Origin of the sequence: Brevundimonas sp. R86498, from assembly GCF_044598075.1 — a bacterium.
Classification (GTDB): domain Bacteria; phylum Pseudomonadota; class Alphaproteobacteria; order Caulobacterales; family Caulobacteraceae; genus Brevundimonas.
Genome location: NZ_CP139004.1, coordinates 1,407,811 through 1,431,967, shown reverse-complemented (window position 1 = coordinate 1,431,967; position 24,157 = coordinate 1,407,811). Strand labels below are relative to the sequence as shown.

The window sequence follows — 24,157 nt, the reverse complement described above, 5'->3', positions numbered from 1 at the left end:
GAGTGACCTCGGTTCAGGGTTTGGCCCACTGACGCTGCCAGACCCCGGCCTCAGCCGGCTCGGGCCGCGGTCCTGGCGGGGCGCCTGAGCCAGATGACCGCCGCAACGACCAGCCCGATGGCGGCCAGGCTCAGCAGGGAGAACACGGGGCGCACCGCGAACCAGGCAAGGGCGATCACCACCATGCCGACCGCCACCCCCCCGATCGCGGCCAGTGTTCCCGTACCGAAGCGGACGACCGCACCCAGCGGTGGCAGGACGTCGGCCAGGGTCGGCAAGGGTGCGAGGATCAGGCCGAAGGCGACGATCAGGCCGACCACACCGCCCAGACGCAGGCCCCAGGTGAGGAGCTGGTTGCCGTCCCGGGCCTGCTCAAGCATCTCCTGCGCGGTCGCCGTGCCCGGCGTCACGAGGAAGATCTCTGCGCCGCTGCTGGTGGTAAATGGTGCCAGCGCGCCGCCGCTCTGGGCCGCCACGACGCTGACGGACCCGGCCGGCACCGCCGTATAGCGGATGCGGAGATCGCCCACCGCAGGGCGAGCCGGGTCCAGCCCGACATAGAGCGCGTCGCTCTCGACCCGGACCGGGCGGGACAGGGCCGTGGACAGGGTCCGGGCATTCTCCGGGTTCACCACGACCGGGATGGACGGCTGGAAGGCGTCGAGCAGCCGCCGGTCCGCGCGATAGGCACCAATCTGACCCTCTTCAGCGGACACTACGGTGTCCGCCAGCAGCGGGGCCGGGTTCTCATGTCCCCGGGGCGTGTGGAACTGCGTTGAGTCCTCCGGCGTGGACGACCATTCGCGCGCATAGCTGTAGGTCGTAACCGTCTCCTCGCCACCGCCCAGCTTCGTCCGCGTCTCGCTCCTGCGGGTCTCGCTCCACTGATACAGCTCGACCGACCGTTTGAGGCTGACCCCCTCGGCGCTGACGCCACTCAGGGCGTCGGTGCGCCGCCCCTCGACGCTCAACAAGCCCGAGAGATGAATCAGCCGCCCTTCATTTGCTGGATCTATCCGGGCCAGAGGGGCCAGAACGACCATGCGTGCGCCCTCGCTGAGGCCGCGCATCTGCGCGATCGAACGGGCCTCGTTCCAGCCCAGAACGGCGATACCGAGGGCCATGAGGACGAGTCCGGTGAGCACACCTGTGAAGGCGGAGCCGATACGCTGAAACCACGACCGATGGGTCGTCCGGGTGATCTGGTCAGGTGACATGAGAGAGAGTGATCCTGCGTGGTGGAAACAGGCCGAAAGGCCGCCGCCGCAGGTGCGGCGACGGCGATCCGGGTCCTGGTGGGTTGGTCAGGGGGTTTCGGTGATCAGCAGGCGGGCCGGAGCCGTGCTGCCGGAACCGAACGTGCCCACCCAGACGTCATAGGTGCCGCTCTGGGGCCGGTTGAACGTGACTTCTGCATCCCCGTCGCCATAGCTGTCGTCGTCGCAATACCACCGGCCATCAGGACCGTTGATGATCAGCGTGGTGTCCGCACTGGACATGGTCCGGAACACCAGCGGGAAAGACTGGGCCGTATAGGTCACCTCGAAATCCGGAGCAGCGGCGATATTGCCCGTGCACGACCCGGGCAGATTGCCCCCGTTGATGCTTCCGCCCGCCTGGACGTCGACGGTGTAGGGATCGGGCGTGAACCCGGCGCTCAGACGAATCTCGCCATAGCTGGCGGTAAGGCTTGCGTCCTGGGCGGCGGCAGAGCCGGCGAGGCAGGCGAAGGCGAGAGCGGTTGCCGTGGCGACCCGTTTCATGGTGGTGGTCTTTCCTGTTGGGGCACCGTGCGCCCTGAATGGCTGTCGGGCGCCCGTCGCCCTGTGGCCGGCCTGTCCTGACGCTTCCCAGCTTGACCATTCGCTTGCCGCCCCGACACCACCATGGATATGGTGGTGGTAGCCGCTCGACATCGCGGCGACCCTGCGGCTGGACAGAAGATCTGACGGCGGGCGGCGGCTCACACTGGATCGCCGGGGGGCGGATGACGGACAGACCTGCGCCGACCGGGCAGCCTGTGACATGGCTGGACCGAAGACTCTCGGCCATTGCGCCCGACCTGTCGCCGCGTCTGCGCGACCTGACCGGCTTTCTGGTGGTGATCGCCCTTGTGCAGGCGGCCTTCTGGGGCGTCTACGCCTCGCCGCTGTGGCCCAAGCCGGCCCCCGCCGAGCTTGATCGCATCGCCTTTACCGAAACAACACTGGCCGGACTGCCCAAGCCAACGGCCATCGCTGCGGCGCAGGCGCAGTATCAGCCGGTCGAACTGCCCCACACCGAATGCTGCGAGCCGGTCTATCTGGCGCTGAAGCTGCGTTTTGATCTGGCGACGGTGCCCGCAGACGGCCTGGGTCTCGCCGCCTACCAGCAGGTCGACAACTTCATCATTCAGGTCAACGGCTCGACCGTTTTCGCCCGCGGCGAGATGGCTTTCCCTGACCAGGCCTTCGAGGGACAGCGGCCGGTGGTCGAGCGCATCCCGGCGGGTTTGCTGAAGGTCGGAGGCAACGAACTGCTGTTCATCACCGTACGGCAGGGGATGCCCTATACCGATCTGGTGCCGCCGCTCCTGGGTCCCTGGACCCAGGTGGCCCAATGGGCAGAGGTGCGGCTGTGGCGGTACATCGACTATCGCCAGCTGTCGGCCCTGACCACGGCCATCATCGGCCTGTTCGCCCTGCTACTGGCATTTCGTTCGTCACGGGGCCGCTTTGCCCTCTGGCTGGCCCTGCTCAGCGGGGCCTGGACGGCCTATGCCCTCTATGGGCTGGTGCTTGATCCACCGTTCGGCGGCCTGATGCGATTGTGGCTGTTCTTCGTGGTCAATGCCCTGACCGCCGTCAGCCTCGCGGGCCTGATCGACGCCTGGACGGAGCGGCCCTGGCCCCGGTTCCAGATGGTCCTGATCGGGGTCTTTGCGGCGTTTGTGACCTTCTGTGCGGTCTGGCTTTGGACCCGCCCCATGCCCGGGGGCTATGACGCCCCGGCCCTGGCCTGGGTCTGGTTGTCGGTCGCGCTCGGCGCGACGGTGGTGGTCCGGCTGATCTGGCATTTCGCCACGACGGCCGAGCCCCGGCGGCTGGAAGCGGCCCTGCTCACCATCTGCGCCACCTGCGTGGTGCTGGACGCGATCGGGGAGCATTTCGGACTGACCCCGGGAGGGTTTCTGGTCGATTCCACGCCGATCCTGTTGCTGGCGCTCGTGGCCGCCTTCCTCCAGCGCAATTTCACCCTGTTTCGCTCTGCGGTCAGCCTCAATGCCCTGCTGGCGGACAGGCTCGCCGTCCGTGAGGCCGAGCTGGACATCGCCCATGCACGCGAGCGCGAACTGGTCCGCAGCCAGGCCCACGACGACGAACGCCGGCGCATCATGCGCGACATGCACGACGGTCTGGGCAGCCAGCTGATGAGCCTGTTGCTGGCGGCGCGGCGGGGCAAGGCCGAGCCCGCGGCCGTGGCCGAGGGGCTGCAGGCGGTCATCGACGAGATGCGGCTGATGATCGATTCCATGGACTCGGTCGGCGAGAGCCTGGCCTCTGCCCTGACGACGTTCCAGGACCGCGTGCGTCCCCGCATCGAGGCGGCCGGGTTCGTTCTGGTCTGGAACAGCCTGCTCGATACCCGCCTGCCCGACTATCCCCCACGCGTCGTGCTGCAGGTGTTCCGTATCCTGCAGGAGGCGGTGACCAACGCCCTGAAACACTCCGGCGGCGACCGCATCGAGATCGTCGTCGCCCCGGGCGCGGAGGACGATACCGTGCGCCTGACGGTCAGTGACAACGGCCGGGGACTGGCCGCCCGGGGGCCGTCGGGCCATGGCCTGCGCAACATGCAGAGCCGCGCCGCGCTCGTCGGAGCGACGGTCGAGATCCAGGACGCCGGGACCGGCACCCATGTCGTGCTGATCCTGCGGCTGCTCCGGAAGGCCCCATGATCGAAGCCGATCCACCCCGCCGCATCGCCATTGTGGAAGATGACCCCCACGTGATGGCGCATTTCGTTGACATCATCTCGGCCTCGCCGACGCTTGAGATCTGCGCTACCGCCGGCACCCTCGCCGAGGCCCGCGCGATGATCCCGCTCGACCCGGACCTTGTCCTGTCCGACATCGGCCTGCCCGACGGCAGCGGTCTGGACTTCATCCCCGAGCTGAAGGCCGGGTCGAGATGCAAGACTTTGGTCGTGACGGCCTTCGGTGATCGGGACACCGTCGTGACCGCGCTCAGCGCCGGGGCCGACGGCTATCTGCTGAAGGACAGCTCGCCCGACGTCATCCTGCACGGGATCCACGTCACCCTGATGGGGGGCGCGCCCATCAGCGCGGCCGCGGCCGTCTATCTGCTCGACCGCCTGCGCCAGCGTGAGCCCGACCCGGTCATCAGGAGCGAACCCGGGCTGGAACATCTGACCCCCCGGGAGATCGAGCTGCTCAAGGTCTTCGCGCGCGGCCAGAGCTACAAGGAGGCCGCGCGGTCCCTGGGCATCTCGCCGCTCACCGTCGGCAACCATGTGAAGGCCATCTATCGAAAGCTGGAGGTCAACTCGCGCGGCGAGGCCGTCTATGCCGCCATGAGACGCGGCGATCTGCAGGTCTGATCCCGCCCTGCCGTTCCGGCCCACACGTCGCTGCACGAAGTCGCCCGCTACACGGCCGAGGCGAACCAGGTCGGCCTGTCAGACGACGCCTTCGACACCCTTGAGCCGGTCGAGACCAGAACAAAGGCTGTCTAACCGGTTAGACAGCTCGCCCTTATCGAGCTGATTTCATTGACGAATAAGTCAATGGTGGCGACCCCGGAGGGACTCGAACCCCCGACCTCTGCTTTAGGAAAGCCTTGCTCTATCCGGCTGAGCTACGGGGTCACGGACGCTGACCTAGCGGCTGACGGCGCGGCGGGGAAGTCTCTGCAGGCAGCGCGGTGATTTTTGACCGCTCGCGCGACGATTCCGGGCCACGGACAACCCTGACGACCGACCCGACGTCGCCTCTCCGACCCTGTCGCCGAGCCTCGGGTCCGGATTGTGGTTAATCGCCGTTATGATACAATATCTTGGGGTGAACAGACCCCGAACCGGGCCGAGTCACCGATTCGGTCCTGATTCGTTTCGCCCCTGTTCCGCCGCCCCGGTCCGGCCTGTTAAGCTGCTCCGGCACGGAGCCGGTCATGACCCTCGAAACCCTCTTCAGCTTCGCCAATGCCGTCGCCCTGCTTGGCTGGGTCATCCTCGCCCTCGCTCCGCTGCGGCGTGATCTGGTCGTAACCGCGGCACGCGCCGTGGCCGGGGTTCTGGCGGTGACCTACACCGCCCTCCTGGTCCGGACCCTGACCAGCGGCGGGTTCAGCGGCGACCTGACCACCCTCGCCGGCCTGACCGAAGGCTTCAGTCGGCCCGAAGCGGTTCTGGTCGGCTGGGTCCACTATCTGGCCTTCGACCTGTGGGTCGGCAGCTGGGCCATCGAGGACGCGGGCAAGCGGGGCGTGCCCCACTGGGCCATGGTGCCGGTACTGTTCCTCACCCTCATGGCCGGGCCGGTCGGCATGCTGCTCTATCTGGGCCTCAGGGCCACCCTCTCCCGCCCCCGCGCCTGATCGCGCGCCGCTGAGGCGGAACGCCTTGAGGAACTTCCGGGGAATCGCCACCTTGTACCCATCATGAGCGACCGCGCCTCAGGCCAGGCCCCGTCCCGCGTCGTCGCGGTGCTGGGGCCGACCAACACCGGCAAGACCCATCTGGCGGTCGAGCGGATGCTGGGTCACGCCTCGGGCATGATCGGCCTGCCGCTGCGGCTGCTGGCGCGCGAGATCTATGAGCGGATCGTGCGAATGCGCGGGGCCAATGCCGTGGCCCTGATCACCGGCGAGGAGAAGATCATCCCGCCCCGACCCCACTACTGGGTCTGCACCGTCGAGGCCATGCCGCTGGAGCGGGAGGTCGAGTTCCTGGCCATCGACGAGATCCAGCTGGCCGCCGACCCCGAGCGCGGCCATGTCTTCACCAGCCGGCTGCTGCACGCCCGGGGCCGGTTCGAGACCATGTTTCTGGGGGCCGCCACCATGGCCCCCCTGATGCGGCGGCTGATCCCCGATGTGGAGATCGTCACCCGCGAGCGGCTGTCGCAACTGACCTATGCGGGATCGAAGAAGCTGACCCGCCTGCCTCGCCGCAGCGCCATCGTCGCCTTCTCGACCGAGCAGGTCTACACCATCGCCGAGCTGATCCGGCGCCAGCGTGGCGGGGCGGCGGTGGTCATGGGTTCGCTCAGCCCCCGGACCCGCAACGCCCAGGTGGCCCTGTTCCAGTCGGGCGAGGTCGACTTCCTGGTCGCCACCGACGCCATCGGCATGGGGCTGAATATGGACGTCGACCATGTCGCCTTCGCCGGCATGCGCAAGTTCGACGGCCGCCGCACCCGCTGGCTCCACGCCCACGAGATCGCCCAGATCGCCGGCCGGGCCGGCCGCCACATCCGCGACGGCACCTTCGGGGTCACGGGCGAGGCCGAGGAGCTGGACGAGGACCTGGTCGAACAGGTGGTCGAGCACCGGTTCGATCCCGTCCAGGCCATCGAATGGAGGAACGCCCGGCTGGATTTCGACACCCTGCCCGACCTGCTGCGCTCGCTGGTCCAGACACCCGGTGTTCCGGGGCTGAAGCTGACCGGACAGGCGCTGGACGAAACCCTGCTGCGCCGCGCCCTGCAGGATGACGAGGTCAAGCGCATCGGGCGGTCGCGCGGTACCATCATGCGGCTGTGGGAGGCCTGCCAGCTGCCGGACTTCCAGAAGACGACGCTGGACGAGCACGCCCGTCTGTCCCGCGAGGTGTTCCAGGCCCTGACGGGCAAGCGGGGGCGGCTGACCGACGACTGGTTCGCGCCGCGTTTCGCCGAGGTCGATCGCGACGACGGCCAGATTGACCAGCTGTCGGCGCGGCTGGCCGGGGTGCGGACCCTGTCCTATATCGCCAACCGGCCGGACTGGCTGGACGGCAACAAGGCCTGGCGCGAGCGGGCCAGGGCGCTGGAGGACCGGCTGTCGGATGTGCTGCACGAACGACTGACGGCGCGGTTCGTGGACCGCAAGACCACCGCCCTGATGCGCTCCCTGCACGACCATGCCGAGACCATGGCCGAGGTCGCACCGGACGGCGTGGTCACCGTCGACGGTGAGGCGGTCGGTCATCTGGAAGGGGTGCGGTTCGCGGTTGCTTCCGGCGGCTCGGCCCTCGCCGACCGGACGCTGAAGACGGCGGCCCTGCGCGCGGTCGGGCCCGAGATCGCGCGGCGGCTCGGGAAACTGGCCGGTGATGCGGACGAGGCCTTCTCCATAACCCCGGACGGCGAGGTGCTCTGGTCCGGCGCGCTGGCGGCGAAGATCGTCAACACCGATCCCTTCAGCCCCCGGGTCCGATTGATTGGGGATCTGGGCCCGGCGGCCGCGCGGGACCGGGCCCAGCGCCGGATCGAGGCCTGGCTGGCGGCCGAGGCCGGGCGGGCGCTGCGTGATCTCCGTCGGCTGAAAGGCGCGATCGAGAGTGGGGCGCTGAAGGGCCTGCCGCGCGGCATCGCCTTCCGGCTTCTGGAGGCCGGTGGCGTCATCGACCGGCGCGACGTCGAGCGGGATCTCGCCGCCCTCAGCCAGGTCGAGCGGCGCACGATCAAGACCTTCGCCATCCGGGTCGGCACCCATTCGGTCTGGCTGCCGGGCGTACTGAAGCCCCGGGCGCGGGCGCTCGCCCAGGCCTTCACGGCGAGCGAGCCGTTCCGGGCCCGGGCCGAGGGGCTGACGCCGCTGCCGCTGCTGGTGCCGTCGATGCGGGCGCTGGCCGCCTTCGGTGTGCGAGCGGCGGGCAGCCGGGCGGTGCCGGTCGAGTGCCTGGAACGGGCCGCCGATCTGAGGCGGGAAGGCAAGGGCCGGCTGTCCGATGAGGCGCTGACGACGTTGGGCTGGAGCGGCGAGGACGCCAGGGTGATCTGGGCCGCGCTGAAGGTGGTCCGGGCCCAGATGCCGGACCGCGAGGGCGCAGCCCCCGCCGTCGTGCGGGATTCGCCCTTCGCCCGACTGGCCGAACTGACGCAGGTGCCGGCTCCAGCTCCGGAGCGGCGCGCGCGCAAGCGACCGCGCAAGACCGTGGCCAAATCCGCCTGATGGGGTCCGCCGCCGGAATACGCCCGTTTCATCATCTGCTGGCCAACAATCTGGTGGCCAATATCACCAACTTCACCGTCTGGTTCGCCCTGACCTTCTGGGTATTTCTGGAGACCCGGTCGGTGTTCGCCACCGGCATGATCGCGGGTCTCTATCTGGTCCTGACGGCAGGGCTGGCCTTCTGGTTCGGCAGCCTCGTCGACCATCATCGCAAGAAGCGGGTCATGCTGGGGTCCAGCGTCGTCTCGGCCGGCTTCTATGCGGCGGCCCTGGCCCTGCTGGCCCTGACGCCCGATGCCACGCTGCGCTCGGTGTCCGGACCGGCGCTGTGGATGTTCATCGGCCTGATCATGCTGGGCGTCATCGCCGGCAACATCCGCGCCATCGCCCTGCCCACTCTCGTGACCGTCCTGGTGCCCGAGGACCGCCGCGACCGGGCCAACGGCCTGGTCGGCATGGTGACCGGGATCGGGTTCCTGACGACGTCGGTCATCTCGGGATTTCTGGTGGCCTGGGGCGGGATGGTCGCGACCCTCGGGGTTGCGCTCGGGCTCACCACGATGGTCTTCCTGCATCTGGTCGTGGTTCAAATTCCCGAGCCCGCCCCGGCTGTCGAGGCCGACGGCTCGAGGTCGCCCAGCCGCGTCGACCTGAAGGGAACCATCCGGGTCATCGGGGCGGTGCCCGGCCTGTTCGCCCTGATCCTGTTCGCCACCTTCAACAACTTCCTCGGCGGGGTCTTCATGGCGCTGATGGACGCCTACGGCCTGTCGATGATGGAGGTCCAGCAGTGGGGCCTGCTCTGGGGCAGCGTCTCGATCGCCTTCATCCTTTCGGGCATCCTGATATCGCGCATCGGCCTCGGCGGCAGTCCGCTGCGGACCCTGATGATCGTCAATCTGGTGGCCTGGTCGACAGCGGCCGTCTTCACAATCCAGCCCTCCATCCTGCTTCTGGCGGCAGGCTGCTTCATCTGGATGTTCGTCGGTCCTTTCGCCGAGGCGGCGGAGCAGACGACGCTTCAGAAGGTCGTGCCCTTCGAGCGTCAGGGGCGGGTCTTCGGCTTTGCCCAGTCGGTCGAACAGGCTGCCTCCCCCCTGACCGCCTTCCTGATCAGCCCCCTGGCCCAGTTCATCGTGATCCCCTTCATGACAGACGGCGCAGGGGCGGACCTCATCGGCGACTGGTTCGGGCGGGGGCCGGCCCGGGGCATGGCCCTCGTCTTCACAGTGGCGGGCCTGATCGGACTGATCGTCACCGTCCTCGCCTTCAACTCCCGCGCCTATCGCAGGCTCTCGGCCGCCTATGCGAAGCCGACGCCGGAGGCGGACGCCCCCGCATGACACCGGTCGAGTCCGTCCGCATAGATGTCTGGCTGTGGCGGGCGCGGTTCGCCAAAACCCGGTCGCTGGCCGCCGCCCTTGTCGAGCGCGGCGCGGTGCGGCTGACGCATCAGGGGCGGCAGACCCGGCTGGACAAGCCCAGCCGGGTCGTCCACCCGGGGGACGAAATCGTCTTCGCCCGCGACGGCCGGATCGCGGTCGTGCGGGTCGAGGCCCTGGGCGAGCGGCGCGGCCCTCCGGCGGAGGCCCGCGCCCTCTACGTCCCGATCGGGGACGAGGCCGAATAGGCCCTATTCGACGATATTGAACTCGCCCTCGATGTGCAGTTCAACCTCGTCCGACACGGCCGGCAGTGCGTAGTTGATGCCGAACTCGGAACGCTTGATCGTGGCCTCGCCGTCGAAGCCCGCCTTGTAGCTACCCATGGCCGTTCCGGCCTGGTTGAACTCGACCTCGATCGTCACCGGACGGGTCACGCCGCGCAGGGTCAGGTCACCGACCACCGTGGCCTCATTGGCGTCGTCCGCATCCACGGTCACCGAGCGCGACACGAAGGTGGCCGTCGGATGGTTGGCCGTGTCGAAGAAGTCGGCGGTCTGCAGGTGGGCCTTCAGCCGGTCGTCATTGGGGGCGACGTCGGTCAGGGGGATGGTGGCGGTCAGGGTGCTGGCCGAAGGGTTGGCAGGGTCGAGGGTCAGGTCGGCCTTCACGTTCACGAACTGGCCGTAGTAGGTCGAGAAGCCGAGGTGATTGACCGACCACGTGATCTTGCCGTGGCCGGAATCCAGCGCATAGGTGCCGGCGCGGACTTCGGCGGGGTTCTGGGTCAGGGCGGACTGGGCGACGACGGCCCCACCCCCGACGAGTCCCAAGGCCAGGGCCCCGGCGACGGTGGATCGAACGAGCAGGCGACGGTTCAGCATGGGTCAAACTCCTGAAATGGAAAAACAGCACTAACTGTAATCAGCACTGATGCAAATAGGAACGCTATCGGCAGGGACAAGGTTTATGCGTCGATCCGGCCCCGCCGCGCGTGTTGACAGGGGCGAGGCGCGCCTGCATGTCCGAAACGCCCGAGAGGGTGTTTCGCCCACTCTTCCAGAACGCCGATTTTCCTGCCCATGACCTACATCGTCACCGACGCCTGCGTGAAATGTAAGTTCATGGACTGCGTGGAGGTCTGCCCCGTCGACTGCTTCTATGAGGGCGAGAACTTCCTCGCCATCGCCCCCGACGAATGCATCGACTGCGGCGTCTGCGAACCCGAATGCCCCGTCGACGCCATCAAGCCGGACACCGAGGACGAACCCGACGGCAAATGGCTGCAGATCAATGCCCAGTATGCCCGGGCGTGGCCCAATATCACGGTCAAGGGGACGCCGCCCGCAGACCGCGAGCAGTACGAGCGTGAGACGGGCAAGTTCGAGAAGTACTTCAGCCCCGAGCCGGGCAAGGGCTCCTGATCCCGCGGCAGTTCAGGGCCTGAACAACCCTCCGGGTCGTTGCTTCTGCGCGCGACGTTTTGAAATTGCCTCGTTTTGTGATAGGTTCCTTCACATTGGGTCGGGCGGAGAGCGTTTCATGCGCGCCGCCCGCGTTTGCGACAGAACCCTGTCCATGAAGGCAGGGTCGGCCAGAGGTAGAGTGATCCGTTCCCGCGACTGATGATCAGGGTTTTCGACCGGTGCGCCTTTCGCCGGTCGGCGACGCAATTGTCAGTGGCGTGTTCGATGACCCCTCCGCTGCGTCCGGGAAAGGAATGACATGACGAACAAGAGCGGTCTGGAATTCAAGGTTGGCGACGCTGTCGTCTATCCGGCGCACGGCGTCGGCAAGGTCGCTGCCGTCGAGACCCAGGAAGTCGCGGGCATGTCGCTGGAGGTCTATGTCGTGACCTTCGACCACGAGAAGATGACCCTCCGTGTTCCGACCAAGAAAGCGAAGACGGCCGGTCTACGCTCCCTCGCCGCCGATGACGTGGTGACCAAGGCCCTGACGACGCTGAAGGGCCGGGCCCGAATCAAACGCACGATGTGGAGCCGTCGCGCTCAAGAGTACGAAGCCAAGATCAACTCCGGCGACCTCGTCTCCATCGCCGAAGTCGTTCGCGACCTGCACCGGGCTGACTCGCAGCCGGAGCAGTCTTATTCGGAGCGTCAGCTGTATGAGTCCGCGCTCGACCGGATGGCACGCGAAGTCGCCGCCGCCAACCGCATCGACAAGGACGCCGCTGTCCAGCTGCTGTCCAAGTCGCTGAGCGCCAAGAAGGCAGTCATCGCCGCCGCTGAAGCCGCCGAGGCTGACGACGAGGCCGAAGCGGCCTGATCGCCGGCCAAAAAACGTTCAATGGGCCCGGCATTGCTGCCGGGCCCATTTTGCTTGTCCGCCGTACATCCCTGGACCCGACGGGGTCAGAAATACTCGGCTCCCGCAGGGCAGACCTCGGCCAGCCGTCGGGCTGTGATGCTGGCGGGCAGATAGGGCGTGCCGCGGGCCAGTTGAGCCCCGCCGGTGAATCGGAAACTTTCGGCCTGATAGGTACCCTGCAGCCGCACATTCACCCTACGGCCCTTGTGATCGGTACAGGTTCCTTCAAACCGCGCGTTGCCATTGCCGACCTCCCGGGTCGGATAGACACACTGCCAGCGACGGGTCGACAAACCGCCGAAGAACCGGTTGATCTCGCTGGGCCGAACACACTTCTGCTCGGTGTCACGGATCCCCACGGCACTGGTGGTGTACTCCCAGTATCCGGGCAGGACCTCTGAAGCCGCCGCCTGCGCCTGGGAAGGCGAGGATGGGGCTGCCAGCACGATCGCCCCGGCCAAGGCGGGCGCAGCGACGGTCAGCGTGCGTATCAGAACGGAAGACAGGATCATCTGTGTTTATCCCCGGGGCGAGTCCCCGATCCTAACCATACAAACGCGGCGATTGAACGACGCATGAACGGATGCGGGCCTGCCTGGAACTCGAGGCCCAGAACCCTTGACGGGAAGTGACCGCTTCCTCTATACGGCCCCCTCTCGCGCGGGGGTCCACCCTCGCGCGCCATTGTTTCATGCGCCCGCCACGCTGTTTTCTTCGGAATGGAGCGTTCGGGTGCCACCTCAAGGATCAGACGATGTCGCGTCGTTGCGAACTTACCGGGATCGGCCCGATGGTCGGCCATTCGGTCAGCCACTCGAACATCAAGACCAAGCGGCGCTTCCTGCCTTCGCTGAAGAAGGTCAAGCTGGCCTCCGAGGCTCTGGGCCAGTCGTTCAGCCTGCGCATCTCCAATGCCGCGCTGCGCACCCTGGACTTCAAGGGCGGTCTCGATCCGTTCATCGTCAAGGCCAAGGACGAGCAGCTGTCGGTCACTGCACAGCGCATCAAGCGTCAGATCAAGGCCAAGCTTGCCGAGCAAGCCGCCGCCTGATCCCGACGGGATCTCAGATTTGAAAAAGGCCGGTGGAAACACCGGCCTTTTTTTCTTGGCCGCTTGCCCCGAAGCCCCTGAACCGTAGTCTGAGGGCTCTATTCCGGGGGCCACCATGATCCGATTGCTATGCACCGCGTCCGCCGTGGCGGTCCTGTTCGCCGCGCAGGCCAACGCCCAGGACACTCCGGCACGAGAGCCCACGGCCTTCACCCTTCAGACCGACCTGCCCCGGACCCCCGAGCAGGAGGCGGTGCGGTTCGACAAGGCTGACCTGTCGATCCGGGTCCTGCCCGAGGACAAGTCCATCGGCGGTGTCGCCATACTGGACTTCACGGTCCTCGCCCCCATCCAGCGGCTGGCTGTCGAACTGGACACCCTGTTTGCGATCTCTGAAATCCGGCTGGACGGTGCCGTCGTGCCGGCTGATCTCTGGTCCAACCCGGAAGGCCGTCTGACGGTCGAGGTCCCGGCGGGTCTGGCTGCGGGCGATACCCCCAGCCTGACCATTGCCTATGCGGGTCGACCGCGCGTCGCTCCCCGGGCGCCATGGAACGGCGGCTTTGTCTGGGCGACCGCCCCCACCGGCGAACCCTGGGTCGGCTCCGCCGTCCAGCTGAACGGGTGCGATCTGGTCTGGCCCTGTATCGACAACTCCAATGCCGAGCCTGGTCGGCTGGACATGCACATCACGACTCCGGCCAATGTCTCCGCGCCGGGGCCCGGGGTCTTCCGCGGCATGACCGAGAATGCGGACGGGACGCGGACCTGGAGCTGGAGCATCGCCCGGCCCAACATCTATGCGGCGATGATCAATGTCGGGCCCTACGAAGAGGTCACCGCGCCGTATCAGAGCCGGTTCGGCAATACGATTCCGATGCACTACTGGCATCTCCGGTCCGACGACCCGGCCAAGGTGGCCCGGCTGTTCGCGGAATTCGCGCCCATGCTCGACTTCTTTGAATCGACCATCGGCCCCTATCCTTTCGGCAACGAGAAGATGGGCGTGGTCGAGACCCCCTATCTCGGCATGGAGCACCAGACGATCAACGCCTATGGCAACGGCTACAAGGTGGAGGCGCGCGGGTACGACAGCCTTCTCCAGCACGAGTTCGCCCACGAATGGTTCGCCAATCAGCTGACCAACCGCAACGCCGACGAGATGTGGCTGCATGAGGGCCTGGGCAGCTACATGCAGCCGCTTTACGCGCGGTTCCTGCATGGCGAACGTTATATGCAGGCCGAGCTGAAGTCGCAGCGCGAGGGTCTCGTCAACGCCTTCCCGGTGGTGTCCGGCACCGACCGGACCGTGAACCAGGTCTATGGCGGGAGCGAGGGTCCAGGTGGTGACATCTATTCCAAGGGCTCGCTGATCGCCCACACCCTTCGGATGACCATCGGGGACGACGCCTTCTATGAGGTGATCCGTCGGCTGGTCTATGGACGCCCCGATCCGCGCCCCGGCAACTTCGCGCCCCGGCTGGGGTCGACGCGCGAGATGAACGATCTCGTCAATCAGGTGACCGGCCAGAACCATGACTGGTTCTTCGACGCCTATCTGTACCAGGCAGCCCTGCCAGTACTGGAGCACACCCAGGCGGGTGATCGTCTGACGCTTGTCTGGCGGACGGCGAATGACGGCAACTTCCCGATGCCCGTCGAGGTCGAGGTTGACGGCCAGATTCAGCGGGTGGCCATGCGCGGAAACCGTGCAGAGGTGACGGTGCCGTCCGGGGCCATCCTCCTGATCGATCCGGACAACAAGCTTCTGCGCCAACTCGACGTCATCGACGCTCTGCAGACCTACAATCGCGCAGAGCGCCAAAGGCTGGCAGCAGAACGTGCGGCCCGCTCCGCCAACTGAACCCGACCTCAGGCCGCCTTCAGGGTGGTGTCATCGCCGCTCGTGGCTGTGATCGACTGGCTGACCAGTGCGCAGGTCCCCTGGGTCGACAGAAAGGCGATGTCCGCTGCGTCCCGACCACAGGCGATGCGGACCAATCCTTCGATCGGTGCCAGGCCTGTTGGATCGACCAGCCACCAGCCATTCGACAGCCACACCTCGAAGATGGCATGAAAATCCGGCGGGTTCAGCTGGTGGGCGAAGGCGCTGACCGCCCGGGCGGGAATGCCTGACGCGCGACACAGGGTAATGCCCATATGGGTGAAGTCCCGACACACGCCGGCTCGATCAATGAAGGTCCGTGACGCAGTAGTCTCGCTGTCCGACACACCGTGCTCATAATCGATATTGCGGGTAATCCAGTCGAGGATCGCCAGGACCCGCTCCCCTCCCTTTGTCACGCCGAATTGCCGCTCGACGAACCGGCCAAACTGGTCGGAGGGACAATACCGACTTGGCCAGAGATAGGTCAGGACCTCCGCCGGCAGATCGTTCCAGTCGTGCTGGGTCGCACCGGGTGGCAGGCCCAGCAAGGAGCCATTGTCGACCAGCGCCTCATAGACGACAGCCACCTCTCCCCCCAGCCGGGCCCGCAGGGTCCGTGCCCCGAAGTCGGCGTCCTCATCCTCATGGAACGCCTGCGGCGGCGTGGTCGACAGGTGTTCTTCAAGGATGGTCTGACCCGGCCAGTGCGCGACCTGAATCTTGTAGATCGCGTCCGTCGGGGGATCGAAGCGATAGACCAGCTCGGCGCGGACGCGGATTTTCATGAAGGACCTGAAGAGTGGGTTCTCGGCAACGCCGCCGCCAGACGAGCGTTCCGCAGGCACAGGACTTAGCAGCTTCTCTGTCGCAGGACAGGCTTCACCGCATTCTAGTCGGCTGCTTCGGGGTCGATATCATTTTAATATCGACCCTCCTGGAACGGTCCGGGTACCGGGACCTTCTTCAAGGCAACCTTGGAAGGGACTGCCCATGATCAAACCCCTATTTGGAGTTGCGGCCGCGGCCGCGCTTCTGGCTGCCTGCGGCAGCGATGACAGCGCCACCGGCCCCGTGGAGGGCCCAGCCGTTTCCGCATCGGAAACGCCCCGAAACCCTGCGATCGACACCGCCGACCAGGGGGGCCTCACCCCGGGCGCCAACTCCTTTACCGAAGCGCAGGCACGCGAGGCGATCGAGAAGCAGGGCTACACCGACATCGGAACGCTGACACAGGACGCAAACGGCATCTGGTCTGCACCTGCAACCATAGGCGCGAGCCAGTCGACAGTCTCCGTCGGCTATAAGGGCGTCGTTGCCGCCCAGTAGCGCCCTCGGGATCAACCACCCGTTCAACAGATATCAAGGATTACATTATGGCGACCGTTACCCGACTCTACGACACACATACCGAAGCGCTGAATGCCATCTCTGATCTTGAAGCCGCCGGCATCCGGGCCGACGACATCAGCATCGTCTCCAACAACACCGACAACTGGCACGCCGGCCATCGCCATCCCGACGATACTCATGCCCGGGGCGACCGGAATGGTGACGGCGAGAATGACGTGGCCGACGGCGCGGGCAAGGGGGCCACGACCGGCGGCGTACTCGGAGCCGGCGCGGGCCTGCTCGCGGGGCTCGGGATGCTCGCCATCCCCGGCGTGGGCCCGGTCGTTGCGGCGGGCTGGCTGGCCTCCACAGCGATTGGAGCCGCCGCAGGGGCCGCAGCCGGCGGCGCTACGGGCGGCATCCTCGGCGCGCTCAAGGAAGCAGGCCATTCGGACGAGGATGCCCATGTCTATGCCGAGGGCATCCGGCGCGGCGGTACCCTAGTCAGCGTCAAGACCTCCGGCGATGATGAGAACCGCATTGAGCAGATTCTCGACGGTCATCGGGGCTTCGACGCCGCGACGCGGGGCGAGGCTTACCGCAGTTCGGGTTGGTCGGCCTTCGATCCCGGAGCGGGTGTCTACAGCAGCGATGAGATCTCGCGCGAGCGCGCTCGTTATCGCTGACGCCCGATGACATGTGAACCCGCCGGACACACGCCGGCGGGTCTTGCACGCCACGGAACCAACGCTCCGGTTTACGGCTCCAGCTCGATGTCCCAGTACAGATAATCCAGCCAGCTCTGGTGCAGGTAGTGCGGCGGGAACCGGCGGCCGGCATCCTGGAGCTGATAGGCATTTGGCCGATGTGGCGCTCGCCGGACGGGCATCTGGGCCTGCTGGGGCGTTCGCCCGCCCTTTTTCAGATTGCAGGGCGAACAGGCGGCGACAATGTTTTCCCACGTGGTTCGCCCGCCGCGACTGCGGGGAATGACGTGGTCGAAGGTCAGCTCGGCGGTGTCACCGCAGTACTGGCAGGTGAAACCGTCACGGAGAAAGACGTTGAAGCGGGTGAAGGCGGGGCTGCGGTTCTGATCGACATAGTGCTTGAGCGCGATCACGCTGGGGATCTGCATCTCCATGGACGGACTGCGCACCACCCGATCGTAGGTCGACACTACGTCGACACGGTCTTGATAGACCGCCTTGACTGCCTCTTCCCACGGCCACAGCGACAACGGGTAGTAGGACAACGGCCGGAAGTCGGCGTTCAGCACAAGGGCTGGAAAGCCGGAAGGCGGCTTGTGAAGGACCTGCATCAGATCCTCCCGCGCGCGCGGCACTGTCTTGAGGAAATCGGACTGAAGACGTCGCTCCTTCTCTCTGGTGAAGAAACACTAGACCTGATTCGTGAGCACCGCCATGACGGGCTTGCGTCGATTTCGTGAAGCGTCTCAACCCTTGCGAACAAGTCCGCCGGGAAAGGCTGGCAGGCTCCAGCCCCGGACGAGGGCTCCGGCGCGCAAGGCGAAGCCGGCGGGTGCCGCAATCGCAGCCGCCGGCCAATGATCCAGGCCGCTCGCCCGGGCGAGGACATAGACCGTCGCCGCCAGGATCGCGGCGGACACCGTGATCTCCCGCCGCAACAGGATCGAGGGCTGCCCTGCAAGAAGATCACGTACGATCCCCCCGAAACACGCCGTCAGCGCGCCCATGACGATGCAGATCAGGGGCGGGGCACCAAAGGCCTCGGCCTTGGCCGCCCCCAGCACGCCATAGGCACCCAGCCCGACGGCATCCAGCCAGAGCAGGGCCCGGAACCGCCAGGCCCCTGCCCCCACCAGCCAGACCGCGAGAGCCCCGGCCAGGCACACTGCGATATAGCGCCAGTCCTGGACCCAGAAGACCGGGGCGTCGATCAGCAGGTCCCGCAGCGTTCCGCCTCCCACGCCCGTCACGGCCGCGAAGAAGGCGAAGGTAACAAAGTCATGCTTCTCCCGCGCGGCAGCCAGCGCGCCCGTTGCCGCGAACACGGCCACCCCGGCGAAATCCAGGGCCCCCAGGACGGTCTCCGGCTGCGACAGGGCAGGGCCGATCAGCGCCGGGTCCAGCAGGGTGGTCATTCCGCAGTGTCCAGCAAGATCTGTCCCTTCTTCACACCGGTATACCACGCCCACAGAAGATGGGTCGCGACGCCACGCCAGGGCCGCCAGCGTTCCGCCCGGGCATAGGCCCCGCGGGCGTCCGGCCGCACCTCGGCCCGATCGGCCCAGCGGATCGCCTCCTGCAAGGCAACATCGCCGCCAGGAAAGACATCTGTCCGTCCCTCACACAGCAACAGATAGGCCTCGGCAGTCCACAGACCGACGCCTTTCAGGCCCACCAGCGCCTCGATCGCGGACGCATCGTCCAGCGTCGAAAGGTGTTCCAGATCGATGGCCCCGTCCATCTGGGCCCGCGCCATGCCTTGACCATAGGTTGCCTTCTGCCGTGACAGCCCCATTCCGCGAAGGGACTCAAGGTCATGGGCGAGGAGATTCGCCGGCGTGACCTCCCCCAGTCCGGTCTTGAGCCGGGCCCACACCGAAGCGGCCGAAGCGACCGACACCTGCTGCTCGACGATCATCTGGAACAGCCCGACAAAGCCACCCTCGCGAACCCGCCACTCGAACACTGGCGTCCGGGCGTGGACGTGGGCCATGGCTGGATCAAGACGCGCGAGCTCTTCGCGGGCCACAGCCAGTTCCTGGGGTGTAATGGGCATCGAGGTCCCCGGTCGACAAAGGGCGAGGCGGACCATAGCGTCCGTATCATGCCCAGTCTGGACGTTCTTCCGGTGCCAATCACCCCTGGACCTTCTCGTACCGACCACGATAGCCGGAAAGCGCGACAACTGCTTTGGGCTCTCGCTTTGTGCGGCAGGCGCGTGATGGACGATTGCGCATTGAGAGGACTGCCCGATCCTGGCCCGGTCCGCCATGCGCACGCACCAGAGTTCCTTGATGGCAGCTGCCTGCGACCACGATGATGCGCAATCTCGCTGAACTGCTCGATCCGGTCACACCGGAGGCCTTCCACGCTGAGCATCGCTCCCGCCCGCTGCATATTCCGGCTGCCGACGGCGGCCGGAAGCGTGCCATTCTGGATTGGTCGTGCTTCAATGGCCTCCTGTCCCAGACCTCGATCTGGACATCTGCCAGCCTGCGTCTGGTGCGGAATGGTGAGACCGTCCCCGCGGAACACTATTGCACCGTGGCCCACACCCAGTCCGGAAAGATCATGCGGCCTTGCCCGGCCAGAGTGAACGTCCAGCTGGCCACGGGTGCCAGTCTGGTCGCCAACGATATCCAGCGGCTGACCCCGGACATCGCAGCCTTGTGCGATGATCTGGGACAAGCGTTCGCGGGTCTCGTCGCTGCCAACGCCTACTGTTCGTTCGGCGGGGTCCAAGCCTTCCAGACCCACTATGACCTGCACGATGTCTTCGCCATCCAGACAGAAGGCGAGAAGGTCTGGCGTCTCTATGCGAACCGTGCCGATGACCCGGTAGAGCCACCACCGCATGCGGATCCGCGGGAGTATTTTGCCGCCACCCGGGGTCCGCTGATGCAGGAGGTACTGATGCGGCCCGGCGACGTCCTCTATCTTCCACGCGGCTGGTACCATGATGCCCTGGCGACCGACGGGGCGTCTCTGCATCTGACCCTGTCGGTCACACCGCTCTACGGGCGTATCCTGTTTTCCCTGCTGGAACAGGCGGCGATGCAGGACCCTGCTTTCCGGGCATGGCTGCCACCGGCGGGAGCAGAGGCCGGAGCTGCCCTGTCGAGGCACATCGAGGGGCTTGTGAAGCGACTGACAGAGATCGCGCTTTCCCCGTTTCTGCATGACGAGATCGCCATGGCCCAGACGCGATTGGTGCCGAGGCCTGCAGGATACGCCCTTCCGGCGCGGACCGTCCTGACCCTCTACCGCCCAACGGGCCTGCTTGGGCCCCGTTTCTCGGGGCCTGTTGCAGTGGCGATGGGGTGGGCCCTGTCGCAACCCCAGTTCGCGCTCGAAGACCTCATTGCCCAGTTTGATTCCATTTCAGAAGACGCGCTCCGCGAGACCGTCGCATCAGCCGAGCGGACCGGCGTGCTTCGAAAGCTCTGACCGGAATGGTTCTGGTGACCAGGTTCGCGCCCTCGCCCACAGGGTATCTGCATCGTGGGCATGCCTTCTCAGCCTTGACTGCCTGGACTGCTGCACGGTCTGCGCACGGCCGTTTCCTGCTGCGGATTGAGGACACGGATTTCACGCGGTGCCGCCCGGAGTACGAGGCCGCGATCGTCGAAGACCTTGGGTGGCTGGGGCTCGATTGGGTTCAACCGGTTCGTCGCCAGTCCGATCATCGCAAGGACTATGACGCCGCGCTCGATCAACTGCGGCAGTTGGGGGTTCTGTACCGCTGCTTCCACACCCGTCGCGAGCTGATGGCTCTTGCCGGCGTCGCGCGTCACGCGAGCGACCCGGCGGATACAGGGGCTTTTGCCGGGGGACCGTTGCCAGCGGTCGAGGAGGAGGCCCGTGTCGCGGCAGGCGAACCCTTTGCCTGGCGCCTGTCACTGGTTGCCGCGAGGGAGCGGCTGGGTGGCTTCGATCATCTGACCTGGGTCGAGGAGATGTCCGATCCCGGCGTGCGCACCGCCCGTCCGGAGAGCCTCGGAGACATGGTGCTGGGGCGGAAGGACATCGGTGCGGGCTATGTCATCGCCTCGGTCGTCGATGATGCGGCCCAAGGTGTCACCCACGTGGTCCGCGGCGAGGATCTGATGGAGACCACGTCGGTCCAGCGCGTGCTGCAGGCGCTCCTCGGCTTGCCCACCCCCGTCTATCACCACCACCCCCTGCTCCTCGGCCCCGATGGAAAGCGCTTCGCCAAGAGGGACGGGGCCGTCACGCTGCGAGCCTTGCGGGACAGCGGCATGTCCTCCGCAGCCCTCCGGGCCGAGCTCGGGTTTCCCCTCCCCCCGGCCCCGGAGTCAGGCTAAGCGACCCCGATGTCGCACCCCGCTGCCTCCCGCCTCCTGCCCCTGATGGTCGTGCTGGCCTCGGCCAGTGTGCTGGGTCTGGCTCCCATTCTGGTGCGACTGACCGAGACCGGTCCGGCGGCGGCCGGCTTCTGGCGGTTCGCCTTTGCCCTGCCCTTGCTGCTGGTTCTGGTGGGCCGGCCCGGCGGCGAAGGACTGCGGCGGCCGTCGAAATGGATGCTGCTGGCAGGCCTGTTTTTCACGCTGGACCTCAGCTTCTGGCACTACGGCATCGTCATGACCTCGGTGGCCAATGCGACGGTGCTCTGCAATCTGACACCGGTCGTCGTGACCCTCATCGGCTGGATGTTCTTCCGGGAGCGGCCGGCCAGACTGTTCATCCTTGCCCTTGCACTGGCCATGGGCGGGGCCCTCGCGATGGCAGCGGGAGCTCGACCTGGTCAGGGCACCAATCCGCCTCTCGGCGACCTGCTCTCGCTGACCGTCTCGTTCTGGTACGCGGGCTACTTCCTTGCCGTAAAGGCCGCCCGAACCACTGCAGGGGCCTTGCGCGTCACATTCTGGGCCACCCTCGCCGGACTGCCGCTGATGGGCGCGGTGTCGCTGGGCATGGGTGAGGATATGATCCCGGCCACGGCCGCCGGCTGGGCCGCCTGCGTCGCCATGGGACTGATGCATGTCGCCGGTCAGGGCGGTGTGGCCTGGGCACTCGGTCGCCTGCCCGCCGCCATCACGGCCGTGACCATCCTGATCCAGCCCCTGGTGGCGGCCGGGCTGAGCTGGATCGTCTTCGGCGAAACCTTGGCCCCGGTCCAGGCTCTCGGCGGGGCCCTGGTGCTTGCCGCGATCGTGTTGGCCCAGTGGTCGAACCGGGCCGGCGCAGAAACGAAAACGGGCGCGGCCCCCGAAGGAACCGCGCCCGCCTGATCAGATGGTGATCTGGTCCCGAAGGATCAGAGCAGCTTGAGATCCACTGCGGAGGTCTTGCCGCGCTGGGACTCCAGCTCGTAGGACACCTTGGCGTTCTCATCGAGGCCCGTCAGGCCAGCCTTCTGAACGGCGGTGATGTGAACGAACACATCGGCACCGCCGCTTTCGGGCTGGATGAAGCCGAAGCCCTTTGTGGGGTTGAACCACTTGACCGTACCGGTCGCCATGTTGCGTCTCCATAAACGCGCTTTTCCAGGCGGACGCCCTTTCGAGGGGGTCCGACAATCCATCTGGACAGCTCGTTCAGGCGAAGGAGCGAGACGCGGGTTTGGACCCCACGCGAAATCCGGATTGCAGCGGTGTTTTCTCTCAGCCGCAAGTCCCGGTCAACCGGAAACAATTCGCTACCCGGGAAGGCCATCGGCGCGGGCTGCCGTGACACACAGGCCGCGTGGCGCGCCGTCCAGATGCAGATGGTCGGCATGGGCCGCGTTGTAGTCGGGCGTAAGCACGGTCGAGAAAACGCGGCAGGCACCATCACGCAGGCGCCGCAGGAAGCCGGCCCCTTCCGTGCCGTTCGGACCGCGCCCCGACCAGTCTGACTCGACCGAGACGGTGCGGCCATCGGCCAGGGTAATGGATCCGATGTCCAAGGCATTGGCCCGCGCATGCTCGCTGGGGCGATCCGTCACCGAGGTGGACCCGTAAATCCGCCGACAGGAATAGCTGCCGTAGTTGTTCACGGCCGCCGCCGGCGATCCATAGATTTCCCGCGCCGCTGGCTGGAGCACCTGCCGGTCCCAGATCACATAGCGAACCGCCAGCGGGCACTGCATGGTCAGACTCCCTGGCTTCAGCGGCGTGACATCTCCCCCGGTGATCACCACGGCCCCGCGAACCTGACAGAAGCCTCCATCATTGACATCTTCCGCGCGGCGCACCTCCACCCCGGCATCCCGCAGGGTCTGGATACAGGCGTCGGTCGCCCCTTCAACCTCCTCCAGTGCAGCTGCCGGGCCCACGGTAAAGTCCGCGACCTTGGCGGCGGTCGCCGTGCCCACGGGCAGGTTCAGATCCAGCGGCTTCCACGGCAGGTCCTGGGCCGGAGCGAAGGCATTGAGCAGCGCAAAGGCCGCGCAGACGCCCAGAGCTGCCTCCCACATCAGGTTCCAGAAGTCGGCGAAATCGCGTTTCATGCCGAACGACAATGAACGGGCGAGCGAAAGGTAACAATCGCATCCCGCGCGTTTACAGTGTCGACCGTCCGAACCGACGGGGCACGGGCCCTGCCGAAGCGTGACACGGAGCGACCGATGGGCCGGACAAAGGACTACGACAAGGCGCTCGAAGCGCTCCAGATCGAGCTCGTCGACACCCAACACTGGGCCATCGAACAGGGACTGAAGGTCGTGGTGGTGTTTGAGGGCCGCGACACCGCCGGCAAGGACGGGGCCATCAAGCGGATCGTCGAATACGCCTCGCCGCGCCAGACGCGCATTGTCGCTCTGCCCAAACCCACCGAGCGAGAGTCCACCCAGTGGTATTTCCAGCGCTATGTCTCCCACCTGCCCGCTGCCGGCGAACTCGTCCTGTTCAACCGGTCCTGGTACAACCGGGCGGGCGTCGAGCCGGTCATGGGCTTCTGCACGCCGCAACAGCATGAGCAGTTCCTCGACGACGTGCCCCGGTTCGAACGATCGTTGACCGGGTCCGGCATCATCCTGATCAAGCTGTGGCTCGACATTTCAAAAGAGGAACAGGCCAAGCGGCTGGAGGAGCGGATGGAAGACCCGCTGAAGAAGTTCAAGGTATCGTCCCTCGACGCCGAGGCCCAGATCCGCTGGGACGCCTACAGCGCCGCCCGCAACCGGATGCTGGCGGAGAGCCACCACCGCGACGCGCCATGGACCATCATCGCCACCGACGACAAGAAGACCGCCCGGCTGAACATCTTGCGTCACATCCTGCGACGGCTGGGTCGCCCGGGGGCGAAGATCAGCCATGTCGACCCGCGGGTGGTCTTCGACGCCAGCCGGTCAAAGGGGAAGCTGAACCCCTGAAGAA

At 66.5% G+C, this 24,157-nt stretch carries 26 protein-coding genes and 1 tRNA gene; 16 read left to right on the top strand and 11 right to left on the bottom strand.

The annotated features are described in order from the left end of the window. Positions 1 to 50: 50 nt before the first annotated feature. On the bottom strand, positions 51 to 1,217 hold the full coding sequence (locus tag SJY26_RS07105; RefSeq protein WP_396595431.1) for a TMEM43 family protein: 1,167 nt from the start codon (positions 1,215 to 1,217) through the stop codon (positions 51 to 53). Positions 1,218 to 1,304: 87 nt separating this feature from the next. Next, a complete protein-coding gene (locus SJY26_RS07100; RefSeq protein ID WP_396595430.1) occupies positions 1,305 to 1,763 on the bottom strand; it encodes a peptidase S1 in 459 nt (152 codons plus the stop codon). A gap of 224 nt (positions 1,764 to 1,987) precedes the next feature. On the opposite strand from SJY26_RS07100, the gene SJY26_RS07095 reads away from it, so the two are divergent. Further along, positions 1,988 to 3,937, top strand: coding sequence for a sensor histidine kinase (locus SJY26_RS07095; RefSeq protein WP_396595429.1), 1,950 nt, complete (start codon positions 1,988 to 1,990; stop codon positions 3,935 to 3,937). Beyond that, entirely contained in the window at positions 3,934 to 4,599 is a 666-nt protein-coding gene (locus SJY26_RS07090; RefSeq protein ID WP_396595428.1) for a response regulator, read from the top strand. Before SJY26_RS07095 ends, SJY26_RS07090 begins: the two co-directional genes overlap by 4 nt. 190 nt (positions 4,600 to 4,789) lie before the next feature. Here SJY26_RS07090 and SJY26_RS07085 read toward each other — a convergent pair. Then, positions 4,790 to 4,866, bottom strand: a tRNA-Arg gene (locus tag SJY26_RS07085). Between the two features lie 302 nt (positions 4,867 to 5,168). Here SJY26_RS07085 and SJY26_RS07080 point away from each other — a divergent pair. The 4 genes from SJY26_RS07080 to SJY26_RS07065 all read left to right on the top strand — a co-directional run bounded on the left by SJY26_RS07080 (position 5,169) and on the right by SJY26_RS07065 (position 9,783). Next, positions 5,169 to 5,594 carry an ABA4-like family protein gene (locus SJY26_RS07080; RefSeq protein ID WP_396595427.1) on the top strand — a complete coding sequence of 142 codons (426 nt, stop codon included), beginning with the start codon at positions 5,169 to 5,171 and terminating at the stop codon, positions 5,592 to 5,594. Positions 5,595 to 5,657: 63 nt separating this feature from the next. Further along, positions 5,658 to 8,153 carry a helicase-related protein gene (locus SJY26_RS07075; RefSeq protein ID WP_396595426.1) on the top strand — a complete coding sequence of 832 codons (2,496 nt, stop codon included), beginning with the start codon at positions 5,658 to 5,660 and terminating at the stop codon, positions 8,151 to 8,153. Further along, positions 8,153 to 9,496: an MFS transporter gene (locus SJY26_RS07070; RefSeq protein ID WP_396595425.1), complete on the top strand. Its 1,344-nt coding sequence runs from the start codon at positions 8,153 to 8,155 to the stop codon at positions 9,494 to 9,496. Before SJY26_RS07075 ends, SJY26_RS07070 begins: the two co-directional genes overlap by 1 nt. Then, complete coding sequence (locus SJY26_RS07065; RefSeq protein WP_396595424.1) at positions 9,493 to 9,783, top strand: RNA-binding S4 domain-containing protein; 291 nt, start codon at positions 9,493 to 9,495, stop codon at positions 9,781 to 9,783. The genes SJY26_RS07070 and SJY26_RS07065 overlap by 4 nt, the downstream gene beginning before the upstream one ends. Positions 9,784 to 9,786: 3 nt before the next feature. Here the strand turns inward: SJY26_RS07065 and SJY26_RS07060 are convergent, their stop codons facing one another. Then, entirely contained in the window at positions 9,787 to 10,419 is a 633-nt protein-coding gene (locus SJY26_RS07060; protein WP_396595423.1) for a YceI family protein, read from the bottom strand. A 198-nt stretch (positions 10,420 to 10,617) separates the two neighbouring features. Here SJY26_RS07060 and fdxA point away from each other — a divergent pair, with 198 nt between their 5' ends. Both fdxA and SJY26_RS07050 read left to right on the top strand, forming a co-directional pair. Continuing rightward, a complete protein-coding gene (gene fdxA, locus SJY26_RS07055; protein WP_396595422.1) occupies positions 10,618 to 10,959 on the top strand; it encodes a ferredoxin FdxA in 342 nt (113 codons plus the stop codon). Positions 10,960 to 11,260: 301 nt separating this feature from the next. Next, positions 11,261 to 11,821 carry a CarD family transcriptional regulator gene (locus SJY26_RS07050; RefSeq protein ID WP_396595421.1) on the top strand — a complete coding sequence of 187 codons (561 nt, stop codon included), beginning with the start codon at positions 11,261 to 11,263 and terminating at the stop codon, positions 11,819 to 11,821. 86 nt (positions 11,822 to 11,907) lie between these two features. Here SJY26_RS07050 and SJY26_RS07045 read toward each other — a convergent pair whose 3' ends face one another. Continuing rightward, positions 11,908 to 12,375 (bottom strand): DUF3617 domain-containing protein, encoded by a 468-nt coding sequence (locus tag SJY26_RS07045; protein ID WP_396595420.1) that lies wholly within the window; start codon positions 12,373 to 12,375, stop codon positions 11,908 to 11,910. 242 nt (positions 12,376 to 12,617) lie between these two features. Here SJY26_RS07045 and rpmB point away from each other — a divergent pair, with 242 nt between their 5' ends. Beyond that, on the top strand, positions 12,618 to 12,914 hold the full coding sequence (gene rpmB / locus SJY26_RS07040; protein ID WP_396595419.1) for a 50S ribosomal protein L28: 297 nt from the start codon (positions 12,618 to 12,620) through the stop codon (positions 12,912 to 12,914). Positions 12,915 to 13,029: 115 nt separating this feature from the next. Next, complete coding sequence (locus SJY26_RS07035; protein ID WP_396595418.1) at positions 13,030 to 14,778, top strand: M1 family metallopeptidase; 1,749 nt, start codon at positions 13,030 to 13,032, stop codon at positions 14,776 to 14,778. An 8-nt stretch (positions 14,779 to 14,786) separates the two neighbouring features. Here the strand turns inward: SJY26_RS07035 and SJY26_RS07030 are convergent, their stop codons facing one another. After that, the gene (locus SJY26_RS07030) at positions 14,787 to 15,587 is read right to left on the bottom strand and encodes a transglutaminase family protein (protein WP_396595417.1); all 801 of its coding nucleotides are present in this window, start codon (positions 15,585 to 15,587) and stop codon (positions 14,787 to 14,789) included. A gap of 205 nt (positions 15,588 to 15,792) precedes the next feature. On the opposite strand from SJY26_RS07030, the gene SJY26_RS07025 reads away from it, so the two are divergent. Both SJY26_RS07025 and SJY26_RS07020 read left to right on the top strand, forming a co-directional pair. Next, a complete protein-coding gene (locus tag SJY26_RS07025) occupies positions 15,793 to 16,128 on the top strand; it encodes a hypothetical protein (protein ID WP_396595416.1) in 336 nt (111 codons plus the stop codon). A 47-nt stretch (positions 16,129 to 16,175) separates the two neighbouring features. After that, positions 16,176 to 16,817, top strand: coding sequence for a hypothetical protein (locus SJY26_RS07020; protein ID WP_396595415.1), 642 nt, complete (start codon positions 16,176 to 16,178; stop codon positions 16,815 to 16,817). 71 nt (positions 16,818 to 16,888) lie between these two features. Here the strand turns inward: SJY26_RS07020 and SJY26_RS07015 are convergent, their stop codons facing one another. From SJY26_RS07015 to SJY26_RS07005, 3 genes are all read right to left on the bottom strand, one after another. Next, the gene (locus SJY26_RS07015; protein ID WP_396595414.1) at positions 16,889 to 17,449 is read right to left on the bottom strand and encodes an HNH endonuclease; all 561 of its coding nucleotides are present in this window, start codon (positions 17,447 to 17,449) and stop codon (positions 16,889 to 16,891) included. A gap of 135 nt (positions 17,450 to 17,584) precedes the next feature. Continuing rightward, the gene (locus SJY26_RS07010) at positions 17,585 to 18,253 is read right to left on the bottom strand and encodes a trimeric intracellular cation channel family protein (RefSeq protein WP_396595413.1); all 669 of its coding nucleotides are present in this window, start codon (positions 18,251 to 18,253) and stop codon (positions 17,585 to 17,587) included. Beyond that, complete coding sequence (locus SJY26_RS07005; RefSeq protein WP_396595412.1) at positions 18,250 to 18,894, bottom strand: DNA-3-methyladenine glycosylase family protein; 645 nt, start codon at positions 18,892 to 18,894, stop codon at positions 18,250 to 18,252. The genes SJY26_RS07010 and SJY26_RS07005 overlap by 4 nt, the downstream gene beginning before the upstream one ends. 263 nt (positions 18,895 to 19,157) lie before the next feature. On the opposite strand from SJY26_RS07005, the gene SJY26_RS07000 reads away from it, so the two are divergent. From SJY26_RS07000 to SJY26_RS06990, 3 genes are read left to right on the top strand one after another with little or no spacing between them, the layout of a single operon-like run. After that, a complete protein-coding gene (locus SJY26_RS07000; protein ID WP_396595411.1) occupies positions 19,158 to 20,285 on the top strand; it encodes a JmjC domain-containing protein in 1,128 nt (375 codons plus the stop codon). A gap of 5 nt (positions 20,286 to 20,290) precedes the next feature. After that, positions 20,291 to 21,163, top strand: coding sequence for a tRNA glutamyl-Q(34) synthetase GluQRS (gluQRS, locus tag SJY26_RS06995; protein WP_396595410.1), 873 nt, complete (start codon positions 20,291 to 20,293; stop codon positions 21,161 to 21,163). Between the two features lie 9 nt (positions 21,164 to 21,172). Further along, positions 21,173 to 22,090: a DMT family transporter gene (locus SJY26_RS06990; RefSeq protein WP_396595409.1), complete on the top strand. Its 918-nt coding sequence runs from the start codon at positions 21,173 to 21,175 to the stop codon at positions 22,088 to 22,090. Positions 22,091 to 22,116: 26 nt separating this feature from the next. On the opposite strand, the gene SJY26_RS06985 is transcribed toward SJY26_RS06990, so the two are convergent. Together SJY26_RS06985 and SJY26_RS06980 are read right to left on the bottom strand one after the other, a co-directional pair. Then, the gene (locus SJY26_RS06985; RefSeq protein WP_077356590.1) at positions 22,117 to 22,320 is read right to left on the bottom strand and encodes a cold-shock protein; all 204 of its coding nucleotides are present in this window, start codon (positions 22,318 to 22,320) and stop codon (positions 22,117 to 22,119) included. A 177-nt stretch (positions 22,321 to 22,497) separates the two neighbouring features. Then, the gene (locus tag SJY26_RS06980) at positions 22,498 to 23,289 is read right to left on the bottom strand and encodes an extensin family protein (protein ID WP_396595408.1); all 792 of its coding nucleotides are present in this window, start codon (positions 23,287 to 23,289) and stop codon (positions 22,498 to 22,500) included. 117 nt (positions 23,290 to 23,406) lie between these two features. Here SJY26_RS06980 and ppk2 point away from each other — a divergent pair, with 117 nt between their 5' ends. Beyond that, the gene (gene ppk2, locus SJY26_RS06975; protein WP_396595407.1) at positions 23,407 to 24,153 is read left to right on the top strand and encodes a polyphosphate kinase 2; all 747 of its coding nucleotides are present in this window, start codon (positions 23,407 to 23,409) and stop codon (positions 24,151 to 24,153) included. The last annotated feature ends 4 nt before the right edge of the window (positions 24,154 to 24,157 follow it).